This is a genomic window from Flavobacterium sp. ZB4R12 (genome assembly GCF_048276375.1).
Lineage (GTDB): Bacteria > Bacteroidota > Bacteroidia > Flavobacteriales > Flavobacteriaceae > Flavobacterium > Flavobacterium gawalongense.
This window is the reverse complement of sequence record NZ_JBLNKS010000016.1, coordinates 91291-104548: the sequence shown is the minus strand read 5'-3', so window position 1 is coordinate 104548 and position 13258 is coordinate 91291. Positions and strand designations below refer to the sequence as shown.

Here is a 13258-nt window from a genome sequence, read left to right as displayed (position 1 = left end):
CTAAAATCCGGTATTAAATAAATTTGTGTTTTTAAAGTTTCTGGTTATAAATTCAAAAGCAGCACTCATTACATTTCCCATGGATTTTGCTTTTTTAAAATTTAAATCATTGGTATAATTATACAGTTCTAATTTCAATTGATTCAAATGTTCATCGGTAGAAATAACGTCAGAACCCATGATTTGCAATAATCTTTTGATACGGTTTTCGGCAGAATGTATTCTTTTGGCTAAAACTGCTCGTTCTTCATCTTTATACTGTTCAATCGAACTATTTTGCAGTTTTTCTTTAACCAACTTTACCATTGGATAATTTTCTTTAAAAAACTGGGGACGATAAACTTTAAAATTTCCTTCGAAGCATTGTTGGTCAAAATCAATAGCCCGTATTTTATAAACAACATGGTCAAAATCATGCGTTGGTACAATTACATAATTATAAGAGCGCATATCGCCCAGCAATCGAATCATACTGCGTTCATTGAACTTGACAAATTCTTTTGCTATTTGTGATTTCTCGATTTCGGTACAATCATTCAGAAGTGTTTTCATAAATACATCTCCAGGAATTCCCATAATATGTTCTTCAATTAAAGTGTCTTTGTACACTAAAAAATTTATTTTATCCGGGGACAAAATGTGCTCCAATTCAAGTCCATATACTCGGGAAGCATCAGCTTTCTTGATATAAAAATGGGTGTAATTATCGTTCAGGATATTTCTGACTTTGATTCGAAAAGGCTTCGAATTTCCAAAAGTGCAATAATCGATTGAATCAACATTCAGAAATTTAATAATTCCCAGATTACCATCGGAGTGTAAAAGAGAATAGATTTTCATCAAAGTAAGATCAATCTCTTTTCGTTCAAATTCATTATAATACACTCGAATCCATAAAGTGTCCTGATCGTATTTGTCATACACATTTATGGAACCGGAAAAACGCAACAAATCATCATAAAAAATGGGCACTTTAGAGATTCTGTCAAAACGTTCCAGATAATCCAAGAGTGAATTGTTTATAGGATAAGATGGTTTTTTAAAAAGCATTATTGGCTCACTCATTCGAAATATATTTAATGCAAAATTACAATAAATTATAACATTCCGTTAAATCCAAATTACCTTGAAAAAACCTCCTTAATAATTTGACTTTTTACAAACTTTTACCAAACGTGATTAAATTAATAAATACATTCAAATATGATTTTTTTCAATTGGAAAATATCTAAAAAAGCTTGGAATACGGAAAACAAATGTGTTGTTATTCGGCTTTTTTTTATTCAAATAGAAATCGTAAGACTTGTTAAAAAGCACATTCTCTATTTAATAATATGAGGAATTTGTAAGATTTTTTTGTAAAAATTATATTACAAAAAAATGAAAAAAAAGTTTTTAGTCGACTTAATTTGATTTTTATCGAATTATTAAATATTTTTATTATTTTAGACATTTCTCTTGACATTGAGTAAATTCTAAATTTGTGTGTTTTTCAAAATATTTGTGTGTTTTTCAAAATTATTTCAAAAAAAGATAGGTGATTTGTTTGTCAATTATAATTTATTGAATTATTGAAAAAAACATGCCTTATAATTTAGTTATTTTACCCTGTAAGAAAATTATTGTGTTAAATTGGACTTTTATTAAAAAAGTACATCAGTTTAAAGCAGGTTTAGAAAAAAGTATGTTTTTATACAAACAAACAAAACCATTTTTTAACGTTAAATAAAATATAAAAAGAAAATAATCACAAAATATTTGATTGTCCCCAAGACATTAAAATCTATTTAATACCTACTATGACAAATAAACTTGAACTCTATTACAAAGCCGCACAATCAGCTAAAATAGGGATTTGGAAATTGAACTTAAAAACCAATCAAGTATTTTGGGATGCTGTTACAAAATGTATTCTTGAAGTACCTGAAGATTTCATTCCTATACATGGAAGTGGAATTAATTTTTATACAGAAGGAGAAAATAAAGACAAAATCGAATACCTCATTGAGAAAGCGATTAATGAAGGGATTTCTTTTGAAGACAAATTTCAAATCACCACGGCTAAAAATAATATCAAGCATGTAGAATGTATTTGTCAGGTGGAAATGAAAAATGGAAAACCTACCCAATTATTGGGCACTTTTCAAGACATCACAAAAGAGCAAAATCTAATCAACGAACTTCAATTAAATGTTGAGAAGTTTTCATCAATTTTCTCCAGTGCCAATGATGCTATTATTATTATTGATTCTTTAAATGGAATCATATCTGATTGTAATACAAGGGCATCAGAACTTACCGGTTACAATTATTCTGAGTTAATAGGCTTGAACAATTCAGAATTATTTCCAACAAAACACAGAGAAAAAGGTGATGCTTTTATTTCAAATCATTCAATAAGAGATGATTACACTGTTAACGAGACCTATATAATAACCAAATCCGCAGATATAATACCTGTAGAAGTAGCCTCGGGTAAAAAATTCATGGTCAATGATAAAACGTATTTGGTCTGTTTCTTTAGAAATATTAGTGAGAGAAAAAATGTTGAGGGAAAGCTAAATTTACTCTCGCTTGCTGCTTCTGAAACTACTGACACTATCGTAATTGCAAATCCACAAGGTGAAGCAATATGGGCAAACAATGCTTATTTAAATCTGACAGGTTTAAGTATAGAAGAAGTAATAGGACAAAAGCCAGGATATTTATCTGAAGGTCCTGAAACAGATTTACAGACTACAGCAATAATGAGAAAAGCAATTCAGGATAAAAAAAGTATAAAAATTACTATTCTGAATTACAACAAGCAAAAAGAAAAATACTGGTTTGAATTAAATATTACCACAGTATTTGATAGTCAAAATAATTTAATCAATTTTATTGGTGTAGGTCGGGATGTTACACCCAGAATTGAGAAAGAGATTGAGCTTAAGCGTCTATTAGAAGTCACCAGTCAACAAAACAACAAACTGTTTAACTTTGCACACATTGTTTCTCATAATATTCGTTCACACACCAGCAAATTAGATATGATTGCAAATGCTATAGAAAACACAGAAAATACAACAGAAAAACTATCCTACTTTAATCTATTTAAAGAAGGAACCGAAAAACTGTCAGAAACAATTGAATATTTAAATGAAATTATAACTATCCAGCAAAAAACAAATATTGAAAAAACTAAGATTCGTTTAAAAGACGAAATCGAAAAAACAAAAAAGGCATTGAGTTTGGTTATTAAAGAAAGTCAGATAACAATAACCCATACTATTCCCAATGAATTAATAGTGAATGCGATCCCCGCTTACTTAGACAGTATTTTACTTAATTTATTTACAAATGCAATAAAATATAAATCCCCTAAACGTGAAGCTATTTTAGAAATTGGTTATGAAGTTAATGAAAATTTCACCATTATAACTTTTAGTGATAATGGTTTAGGACTAAATTTAAAGCAAAACGGCCATAAACTTTTTGGCATGTATAAAACGTTTCATGGCAATGAAGATGCTAAAGGCATTGGATTATTTATTACCAAAAACCAACTTGAGGCCATGGGTGGAAAAATCGAAGTAGAAAGTGAAGTAGGTTTTGGCTCAGTTTTTAAAATCTATTTAAATGAAAAATAAGCTAACTTATATTATTGATGACGATAAACTAACAGTAAAATTAACAAGCATGCTTATTTCCAAAAATGAGTTTTGCGAAGAAATCAACTCATTTTTTAATGCCCAATATGCGTTAGACGAATTAAAAAAGAATTATTCAAATATAGAAAATTTGCCCGATGCGATTTTGCTTGATTTAAATATGCCTGTCATGGACGGTTGGCAATTTCTGGATGAGTTTATTCTTTTGCCAATAAAAAAAGAAATTTCAGTTTTTATTGTCACTTCTTCAATTGATCCTGCTGACATAGAAATGTCAAAAAAATATGATGTGGTAAAAAACTACATTATAAAGCCAATTACCGCTGAAAAACTAGAAGCTGCTTCCATGTTAATCTGTGCAAAAAACTAATTCCTGTTTAATAGTAACAAATCCTTACCTTGTTCGTCCTATACAAAATATAAAAAACGAACACTTTGGAAATCATACTCTCTATTAAAAATATCAACAAACGTTATGGCAGTTTACAAGCCTTGAAAGACGTTTCATTCGAAATATATAAAGGTAATGTTTACGGGATTCTTGGTCCCAACGGTAGCGGAAAATCGACAACATTAGGGATTGTTTTGAATGTGGTAAATAAAACTTCAGGTGAATACAGCTGGTTTGGTGGTACAATGCAAACGCACGAAGCGCTAAAAAAAGTGGGAGCTATTATAGAAAGACCTAATTTCTATCCGTACATGACGGCAAAAGAAAACTTAGAATTAGTCTGCAAAATCAAAGGCATCAATTATACTAAAGTAAACGAAAAGCTGGAATTAGTTGGTTTAACAGACAGACAAAACAGTAAATTCAGTACTTTTTCACTTGGGATGAAACAGCGATTAGCGATAGCTTCAGCCCTACTGAATGATCCGGAAATTTTAATTCTGGACGAACCTACTAACGGTTTAGACCCACAAGGGATTCATCAAATTCGAGATATAATCAAACAAATAGCCGCAAAAGGAACTACTATTTTACTCGCCTCTCATTTATTGGACGAAGTAGAAAAAGTATGTACACATGCATTGGTTTTAAGAAAAGGCGAAATTTTGTATTCAGGATTAGTTGATGGCATGTCAACAAACGAAGGATTCTTTGAGCTGCAAGCGGATGATATTGAAAATTTGATATTAATTTTAAAAACGCATCCTGCTGTAAAAAATGTTGTAAATGAGGAAGGAAAAGTTTTGGTTTATTTAAAAAATGATTTGGAAGCGAAGGAGTTGAATCAGTTTCTTTTTGAAAAAAACATTGTATTAAGTCATTTGGTTAAACGCAAAAATAGCCTAGAAGAGCAATTTTTGGAATTAACAAATAACACAAAACCAACCATCAAAAACTAAAAAAATGAAACGACTTCTCTCAATAGAACTACAAAAAATATGGAAAAATAAAGCAAGCCGAGTATTGACTTTGACTTATTTTATTCTCTTAACCTTTATTGCTTTAATTGCCTCAATCAAATTTGACCTTGGAATTTTCAAACTTCACCTTGCCGAAATGGGAATTTTTAATTTCCCTTTCATTTGGCATTTTAATACCTACATTGCGGCAATTTTAAAATTATTCCTGGCGATTGTTATCGTTTCAATGATGGCTAACGAATATAGTTACGGTACATTGAAACAAAATTTGATAGACGGAATGAGTAAAAAAGAATTTATTCTTTCTAAATTTCTGACAATCATCTTATTTGCTGCGGTATCAACTCTTTTTGTGTTTATAATGTCATTAATTCTGGGGTTTAGCTTTTCTTCCTATACTGAAATTGGTATCGTTTTCTCTAATTTAGAATATATTTTGGCTTATTTCGTAAAATTGGTTGGATTTTTCTCTTTCTGTTTATTTTTAGGAATATTGGTAAAACGTTCGGCATTTGCACTTGGATTTCTTTTAGTTTGGAATATTATTGAAGGAATTCTCAAAGGAATTTTAACTTTTAAAATATTTCCGGACAGTAATAACGCATCCTATATTACACAATTTTTCCCATTAGAATCTATGTCTAATTTAATTGTGGAGCCTTTCTCCAGATTATCAATTATTAAGTCTATTGGAAACCAAATCGGAATGGAAAACAGTAAAGATTACAGTGTACATTTTTTATCTATTCTAATCGTTTTATGTTGGACTTTCATTTTTACATTCTTATCGTATCGCTTATTAAAAAATAGAGATTTGTAGTATCTTTACGGAGCTATGAAATGTATAAAAACAATCTTATTTTATATCTTCATTTGTTGCGCCTCATTTAGTGCAACGGCTCAATCTATTTCAGTAAATGACTCTTATACAGCACAACAACTTGTTGAAAATGTTTTAGTAAATAGTTCTTGTGTTACTATTTCGAACCCAATTGCAACAGGAGATACATTTACTGCCGGAAAAAATAGTTATGCCTATTTTAATAATCAGGCAGGTAGTTTCCCTTTTACTGAAGGCGTGCTTTTAAGTACTTGGAGTAGCCAAAATTCTATTGGACCATTTGTAAGAAATCAAGGAGGAGGTGGCACTTCTTGGTTAGGTGATGCCGATTTGGATAAGGAATTAGGCTTTAAAACAATAAATGCTACCTTCTTAGAATTTGATTTCACTCCTCTAACTAATTTCATAAGTTTTGATTATATCTTCGCTTCCAATGAATACCAAGATGATTTTCCGTGTCGGTTTTCTGACGGTTTTGCATTTTTAATAAAGGAAAAAGGCAGCGCTGCCAATTATCAAAATTTAGCAGTAATTCCTGGCACTTCTACACCCGTTTCATCACTAAATATTCATCCATTAATTCCACCATTTGGTGTAGGCGGTGGATGCCCTGCAAAAAATGAAAACTATTTTGCAGGCTATAGTTCCGCTACCAGTCCTACTAATTATAGTGCCCAAACTGTGGTGATGAATGCACAAACAAATGTTATAGCCGGAACAACTTATCATATAAAATTAGTAATTGCTGATGACTCTTTTCAATATTATGATTCCGCTGTTTTTCTAAAAGCGGGTAGTTTTTCTCCAAAAATAGATTTAGGTGCGGATCGATTATTAACAACGAATAATCCTATTTGTTTTGGCGAAAGCTATACTATTGACACTAAATTACCCGTAAGTTATAGTTATAAATGGTTTAAAGATTCAATAGAAATAATCGGAGAAACTAGTCCAGCGCTCACGGTTATTGATACTGGCAATTACAAAGTTGAAATTACTTTGACACCTGCGACTTGCACGACCACTGATGAAATAAAAGTAGAATATGCTCCAAAAATCATTTTGAACGACACAACACTTTCACAATGCGATGATAATGCTGATGGAATCACTGTTTTTGATTTAACGCGAGCTGATGCGTTGGTAAAAAACAATGCTTCTGGTTTAAGCAACATTGTATATTATGAATCTTTAGCTGATGCACAAGCACAAATCAATCCAATTGCGAATCCTACAAATTATCAAAACAAAACAGCAAACCAAATTGTCTTTGCCGATACTACAAATCCTTATGGTTGTGCAAATTATGCGGAAGTTCAACTCCAAATCTCAAATAATAGTATTGCTCCTCAAAACCCCATCACAACTTGTGATGGGGATACCGTTCAAGATGGTTTGTATCTTTTTGATTTGAATTCACAGATAACTCCACAGGTTTTGACTGGATTACCTACCGGATTAATTGTTGAATATTATTTAAACTCCACTGATGCTATTGCTCAAAAAAATCCTTTACCTAATATTTTTAATAACACTGTTGCAAACCAACAAATTATTTATGCTAGAATTGTAAATGGTTCTGATTGTTACGCAATTACTCCGGAAACACTTATAGTTAGTACTTTTAATCCACCAAATTTTCAAGAAGAGAATGCTATTTTGTGCAACGGCAGTTCTATTAACTTAGTTGTTAATGCTGGATTTTCAAGTTATTTATGGGATACAGGAGAAACTACAAATACAATTAATGTTAGCACTTCAGGTAATTATTCGGTAACCGTTACGAATGCAAATGGCTGCAACGCCACAAAGACTTTTAATGTATCGGCATCTGGAATTGCAACTATTACCGGAGCGACAATAAATGATTTTGACGGAAATGGAAATTCAGTTTTGATTGAATATACGGGAGTCGGCAATTATGAATTTTCAATTGATGGATCATTTTTTCAAGACGACCCGCTTTTCAATGCAGTAGCTCCCGGAGATTATTTAGTTTATGTCCGAGATAAAAATGGTTGTGGTCTATCAAATCCATTCCAAATTTATGTGCTCGATTATCCTCGTTATTTCACTCCAAACGGAGATGGATATAATGATTTTTGGGAAATTAAAAATCTAAATCTGCTGCCAAAATCTAAAATAACGATTTTTGACCGTTATGGTAAATTATTAAAAGAACTTAGCTCAACAAGTTCCGGATGGAATGGAATTTTCAATGGATATACATTACCCTCAGACGATTATTGGTTTAACTTAACTTTTGAGGATGGAAGAATAATAAAAGGGCATTTTTCATTAAAAAGATAAACCTTAGTTTTTAATCGTTTAGGAAAACTTCTCAAACAATTATCTCCCCTCAAGCCTTGGTTGGGATGGTACTTTTCACAAACTACCTACGGACGATTATTGGTTTACCATAAAATTAGAAGACAGAAGGGAAGCAAAAGGTAATTTTAAGTTTGAAAAGGTAATATTTCATAAATTTTTATATAAGAAAATTTTTTACAACAATTTATTTTGAAGAAAAAGTAAATACATAAAAAAAGCCATTCTTTCGAATGGCTTTTTTTATTGTAAAATATGAAAATTAGAATTTAAATCTTTTTCTATCTGTTTCTGTCAAATATATTTTTCTCAAACGAATACTTTTTGGAGTAACCTCAACGTATTCATCTTTTTGAATGTACTCTAAAGCTTCTTCAAGAGAAAAACGAATAGGAGGGATTATTCTTGCTTTTTCATCATTTCCGGATGAACGAACGTTAGACTGTTTCTTAGCCTTAGTTACGTTTACACACATATCATCGCTACGACTGTTCTCTCCAATTACTTGACCTTCGTAAATCTCATCATTAGGGTCAACGAAGAATTTACCACGATCTTGCAATTTATCGATAGAATAAGGAATTGCTTTACCATTTTCCATAGAGATCAATGAACCATTGTTACGTCCAGGAATTTCCCCTTTGTAAGGCTCATATCCTATGTAACGGTGTGACATAATAGCTTCACCGGCAGTAGCAGTCAACAATTGATTACGCAATCCGATGATTCCACGAGATGGAATATTAAATTTTATAATCATACGTTCTCCTTTACCTTCCATACTCAACATTTCTCCTTTACGGATAGAAACAAACTCTACCGCTCTACCAGAAAGGTTTTCAGGTAAGTCGATTGTTAGTTCTTCAATTGGTTCACATTTTTTACCATCAATTTCTTTGATGATAACTTGTGGTTGACCGATTTGTAACTCATACCCTTCTCTTCTCATTGTTTCGATAAGAACAGACAAGTGAAGTACACCACGACCAAAAACCATGAATTTATCAGCTGAATCGGTTTCACCTAACTTCATTGCTAAGTTTTTCTCTAATTCTTTTGTCAAACGGTCTCTAATATGACGAGAAGTTACAAATTTACCCTCTTTACCAAAGAAAGGAGAGTCATTAATTGTAAACAACATACTCATAGTAGGCTCGTCAATATCAATTGTTTTCAGCGCTTCTGGATTTTCAAAATCAGCGATAGTATCTCCAATTTCAAAACCTTCCACTCCAATAATAGCACAGATATCTCCAGCAATTACTTGCTCTACTTTCTTACGCCCAAGTCCTTCAAAAGTATGAAGTTCTTTAATACGTGATTTCATTACTTTACCATCTCTTTTTACTAAAGCGATCGGCATTCCTTCATTTAATATACCTCTTTCCAAACGACCAATAGCAATACGACCTGTAAATGCTGAGAAATCTAAAGATGTAATTAACATTTGAGGAGTTCCTTCCGATACTTTAGGAGCTGGTACATTTTTAAGAACCATGTCTAATAACGGTTCAATGTTTTCAGTCATAACGTTAAAATCGTCTGACATCCAGTTATTTTTTGCAGAACCGTAAACAGTTGGAAAATCCAATTGCTCTTCAGTTGCGCCTAATTCAAACATTAAGTCAAAAACTTTTTCATGAACTTCTTCAGGAGTACAGTTTTCTTTATCTACTTTATTAATAACAACGCATGGTTTCAAACCAAGGTCAAGAGCCTTTTGTAATACAAAACGCGTTTGTGGCATTGGTCCTTCAAAAGCATCTACAAGCAGACAAACTCCATCAGCCATGTTCAATACACGTTCTACCTCTCCACCAAAATCGGCGTGACCAGGAGTATCAATAATGTTGATTTTTGTTCCTTTGTATACTACAGAAACATTTTTAGAAGTAATAGTGATACCTCTTTCACGCTCTAAGTCGTTGTTATCAAGGATTAAGTCACCTGTGTTTTCGTTGTCACGAAATAACTGACAGTGATACATAATTTTATCAACCAAAGTTGTTTTACCGTGATCGACGTGGGCAATAATTGCAATGTTTCTAATAGATTCCATCTGTGATTTTTAATGGGTGCAAAGGTACACTTTATTTTGATATAAAAAATATTTCTGCAATAGTTTACATATTGTTAACCTTTTAGACCTAAAAAAATCAACAAAAAAGCTGTTAAAATAAGTTTTGGATGATGTTTAATAATTAAGTATTATTTAATTATATTTGAGTAATGAAAAACAAAACCAATCAAATAACTCTAACCTACATTCTCATCTCCATATTTATGGCCATTATTTGCCATAAATTATTACAAAATTACACCCACAATACTAATTACCAATATTATAACTTTATAAAAGATTTAGTATTTATTTCTTTGACAGGCATAGCTTACAAATATATTTTATCAAAAAACGACAATAGAAACATCGCTGTTTTTGAAAAATTAAAGAATACAAATGACGAAATTAAAGAATCGAATGAAAAATATGACATTGTAGCAAAAGCAACAAGTGACACTATTTGGGATTGGAAAATACAAGAAGACAATCTATCGTGGAATAAAGGAATTGAAAACGTTTTTGGCTATAAAGAAGATCAGGTAGGCGGTAGTTCAACATGGTGGTTTGATAAAATTCATCCCGAAGACAGCATTAAAATGTCGATAAAACTATACTCGTTTATAGAACAAAAAACAGAAAAATGGCAAGATCAATATCGATTTAGATGTGCAGACAACTCTTATAAATATGTCCTGGACAGAGGATTTCTTCTCAAGGACGAGGAGGGAAAAGCGATAAGAATGATTGGAGCAATACAGGATATAACAAAACAAAAAGAAGAAGAACAAAGACTTAAATTATTAGAAACCGTAATTACACAATCCAAAGACTCAATAATCATAACCGAAGCAAATTCTAACAATACCCGGATACCAAAAATAATTTATGTTAATCCCGCTTTTTCTATCATGTCCGGATATAAATCTGAGGAAGTCATTGGAAAAACTCCAAATCTTTTCAAAGGACCAAATTCTGACAAACAAGAATATAAAAAATTGATTACTGCTTTAAAAAATAAAGAAGAGTGCTTAATTGAGACTATCAGCTATAAAAAAAACAAAGAGGAATATTGGGTTCGTTTCTCTATGATCCCTATTTACAACTCAGAAAATGAACTTTCACATTGGATTTCAATACAAAGAGATGTTTCTGAAGAAAAGAAACAAGAAAAAGAAAAAGAGCAACTTATTAGAGAATTAACACAAAACAATAAGGACTTAAAACAGTTTTCCTATATTACTTCGCATAATCTTAGAGCCCCATTATCAAACCTCACCGGTCTTTTAAACCTAATTGAAGATATCCCTATAGAGAATCAGGAATTAAAGGAAATTTTAAACGGCTTTAATAAATCAACGCATTTATTGAATGAAACGATTAATGACTTAGTAAAAGTAATTATCATTAAGGACAATCCTTCTATTCAAAAAGAAGCCGTACTTTTAAAAGAAATATTTGAAAACGTTTTTAATCAATTAAGCTTTCAAATAGAACTGTACAAACCTATAATTAAACTTAATTTTGAAAAAGTTTCTGTTTTAAACACAAATAAAGCCTACATAGAAAGCATATTGTTAAATCTATTAACAAATGCTATAAAGTACAAATCTGAAAACAGAAAGCTTAAAATCACAATTAACGCTAATGAAGTTGATGATACTGTTTATCTAATATTCAAAGACAACGGAATAGGAATAGATTTAGAAAGAAATAGAGACAAAGTTTTTGGGCTTTACCAAAGATTCCATAATTATCCTGACAGCAAAGGACTGGGATTATACCTTGTGAAATCTCAGGTTGAAACTATGGGAGGAACTATTAGCATTGAAAGTGAGGTAAACAAAGGAACTACATTCACATTAACATTTAAAAACAAACAATAATGTTGGATCAAATTTTATGCGTTGATGACGACCCCATAACACTTATGTTATGCAAAAAAGTAATCATTAAAGCATCCTTTTCAAACGAAATAATCACTTCTCAAAATGGAGAAGAAGCACTTGATTACTTTAATAAACTAAAACATACTAACGCTGAAAGTGAATTAAAAAAACATCCTCAATTAATCTTTTTAGATTTAAATATGCCAGTAATGGGAGGATGGGAGTTTTTAGATATTTTTAATACTGATGATTATTCCGAATTCAACACCATAAAAGTGGTTGTTCTCTCCTCAACAATAGACCCTGAAGACTTAGAAAAAGCAAGATCATATCCTATGGTCATCGATTTTTTATCGAAGCCCATAACTACATCAATGCTTGAATACTTAAAAAACAAAATATAAAAATTATATGTCATAAAAAAAGCTCTCAATTTTATTGAGAGCTTTTTTTATAATTATTTTGAAAATTGTACTAATTACAATTTAGCAACATGTTTCGTTAATTTAGACTTTAAATTAGAAGCTTTATTATCATGAATGATATTTTTCTTAGCTAATTTATCAATCATAGATATTACACTTGATAATTTAGAAGTCGCATCTGTTTTATCAGTAGCTATTCTTAACGCTTTGATTGCATTACGAGTAGTTTTGTGTTGGTATCTATTTAATACTCTTCTCTTTTCGTTACTTCTAATTCTCTTTAGAGCTGATTTATGATTTGCCATTTTATTGCTTTTTTATCTTTTACTATTTTTTGTAGTCCGTAAGGGAATCGAACCCCTGTTACCAAGACGAAATCTTGGCGTCCTAACCCCTAGACGAACGGACCTTATCCTCCTAAGTTTTTATCAATCTAAATTGAAATTGTAGCCCGTAGCGGAATCGAACCGCTCTTACATGGATGAAAACCATGCGTCCTAACCGATAGACGAACGGGCCATTTTTCCCTCTAAGTTCAGGAAAACTTTAACTTGCAAAAAAAATAGTAGCCCGTAGCGGAATCGAACCGCTCTTACATGGATGAAAACCATGCGTCCTAACCGATAGACGAACGGGCCCTGCTTCTCTAATGCGGATGCAAAAATACAACTATTTTTGAAACGCACAATAGTAGA

At 31.5% G+C, this 13258-nt stretch carries 10 protein-coding genes, 3 tRNA genes and 1 pseudogene; 8 read left to right on the top strand and 6 right to left on the bottom strand.

Annotated elements, in window-relative coordinates; translation table 11 throughout:
- Positions 1-1065, bottom strand: coding sequence for a hypothetical protein (locus tag ACNO7W_RS12890; RefSeq protein WP_417938444.1), 1065 nt, complete (start codon positions 1063-1065; stop codon positions 1-3).
- A gap of 734 nt (positions 1066-1799) precedes the next feature.
- On the opposite strand from ACNO7W_RS12890, the gene ACNO7W_RS12885 reads away from it, so the two are divergent.
- The 6 genes and pseudogenes from ACNO7W_RS12885 to ACNO7W_RS12860 all read left to right on the top strand — a co-directional run.
- On the top strand, positions 1800-3629 hold the full coding sequence (locus ACNO7W_RS12885; protein WP_417938443.1) for a PAS domain S-box protein: 1830 nt from the start codon (positions 1800-1802) through the stop codon (positions 3627-3629).
- Positions 3619-4020, top strand: a complete 402-nt coding sequence (locus tag ACNO7W_RS12880; RefSeq protein ID WP_417938442.1) for a response regulator — start codon at positions 3619-3621, stop codon at positions 4018-4020. The genes ACNO7W_RS12885 and ACNO7W_RS12880 overlap by 11 nt, the downstream gene beginning before the upstream one ends.
- A gap of 65 nt (positions 4021-4085) precedes the next feature.
- On the top strand, positions 4086-5000 hold the full coding sequence (locus ACNO7W_RS12875; protein ID WP_143386738.1) for an ABC transporter ATP-binding protein: 915 nt from the start codon (positions 4086-4088) through the stop codon (positions 4998-5000).
- A 4-nt stretch (positions 5001-5004) separates the two neighbouring features.
- Entirely contained in the window at positions 5005-5841 is an 837-nt protein-coding gene (locus ACNO7W_RS12870; protein ID WP_143386739.1) for an ABC transporter permease, read from the top strand.
- Between the two features lie 15 nt (positions 5842-5856).
- Positions 5857-8172 carry a choice-of-anchor L domain-containing protein gene (locus ACNO7W_RS12865; RefSeq protein ID WP_417938441.1) on the top strand — a complete coding sequence of 772 codons (2316 nt, stop codon included), beginning with the start codon at positions 5857-5859 and terminating at the stop codon, positions 8170-8172.
- A gap of 58 nt (positions 8173-8230) precedes the next feature.
- Positions 8231-8386, top strand: a pseudogene (locus ACNO7W_RS12860) (hypothetical protein); the annotation flags it as partial.
- Between the two features lie 66 nt (positions 8387-8452).
- Here ACNO7W_RS12860 and typA read toward each other — a convergent pair.
- On the bottom strand, positions 8453-10249 hold the full coding sequence (typA, locus tag ACNO7W_RS12855; RefSeq protein WP_143386741.1) for a translational GTPase TypA: 1797 nt from the start codon (positions 10247-10249) through the stop codon (positions 8453-8455).
- A 170-nt stretch (positions 10250-10419) separates the two neighbouring features.
- On the opposite strand from typA, the gene ACNO7W_RS12850 reads away from it, so the two are divergent.
- Entirely contained in the window at positions 10420-12135 is a 1716-nt protein-coding gene (locus ACNO7W_RS12850; protein ID WP_417938440.1) for a PAS domain S-box protein, read from the top strand.
- Positions 12135-12542 (top strand): response regulator, encoded by a 408-nt coding sequence (locus tag ACNO7W_RS12845; protein ID WP_417938439.1) that lies wholly within the window; start codon positions 12135-12137, stop codon positions 12540-12542. The genes ACNO7W_RS12850 and ACNO7W_RS12845 overlap by 1 nt, the downstream gene beginning before the upstream one ends.
- A gap of 74 nt (positions 12543-12616) precedes the next feature.
- Here ACNO7W_RS12845 and rpsT read toward each other — a convergent pair whose 3' ends face one another.
- The 4 genes from rpsT to ACNO7W_RS12825 form a co-directional block, all read right to left on the bottom strand.
- The gene (gene rpsT, locus ACNO7W_RS12840) at positions 12617-12868 is read right to left on the bottom strand and encodes a 30S ribosomal protein S20 (RefSeq protein ID WP_035673520.1); all 252 of its coding nucleotides are present in this window, start codon (positions 12866-12868) and stop codon (positions 12617-12619) included.
- Between the two features lie 32 nt (positions 12869-12900).
- A tRNA-Glu gene (locus ACNO7W_RS12835) sits at positions 12901-12972 on the bottom strand.
- A gap of 38 nt (positions 12973-13010) precedes the next feature.
- Positions 13011-13082, bottom strand: a tRNA-Glu gene (locus tag ACNO7W_RS12830).
- Between the two features lie 47 nt (positions 13083-13129).
- Positions 13130-13201 (bottom strand) — tRNA-Glu (locus ACNO7W_RS12825).
- Positions 13202-13258 lie beyond the last annotated feature (57 nt).

Coding starts and splice junctions, on each gene's coding strand:
- ACNO7W_RS12890 (WP_417938444.1), bottom strand. CDS start 1,065: ATGAGTGAGCCAATAATGCTTTTTAAAAAACCATCTTATCCTATAAAC.
- ACNO7W_RS12885 (WP_417938443.1), top strand. CDS start 1,800: ATGACAAATAAACTTGAACTCTATTACAAAGCCGCACAATCAGCTAAA.
- ACNO7W_RS12880 (WP_417938442.1), top strand. CDS start 3,619: ATGAAAAATAAGCTAACTTATATTATTGATGACGATAAACTAACAGTA.
- ACNO7W_RS12870 (WP_143386739.1), top strand. CDS start 5,005: ATGAAACGACTTCTCTCAATAGAACTACAAAAAATATGGAAAAATAAA.
- ACNO7W_RS12865 (WP_417938441.1), top strand. CDS start 5,857: ATGAAATGTATAAAAACAATCTTATTTTATATCTTCATTTGTTGCGCC.
- typA (WP_143386741.1), bottom strand. CDS start 10,249: ATGGAATCTATTAGAAACATTGCAATTATTGCCCACGTCGATCACGGT.
- ACNO7W_RS12850 (WP_417938440.1), top strand. CDS start 10,420: ATGAAAAACAAAACCAATCAAATAACTCTAACCTACATTCTCATCTCC.
- ACNO7W_RS12845 (WP_417938439.1), top strand. CDS start 12,135: ATGTTGGATCAAATTTTATGCGTTGATGACGACCCCATAACACTTATG.
- rpsT (WP_035673520.1), bottom strand. CDS start 12,868: ATGGCAAATCATAAATCAGCTCTAAAGAGAATTAGAAGTAACGAAAAG.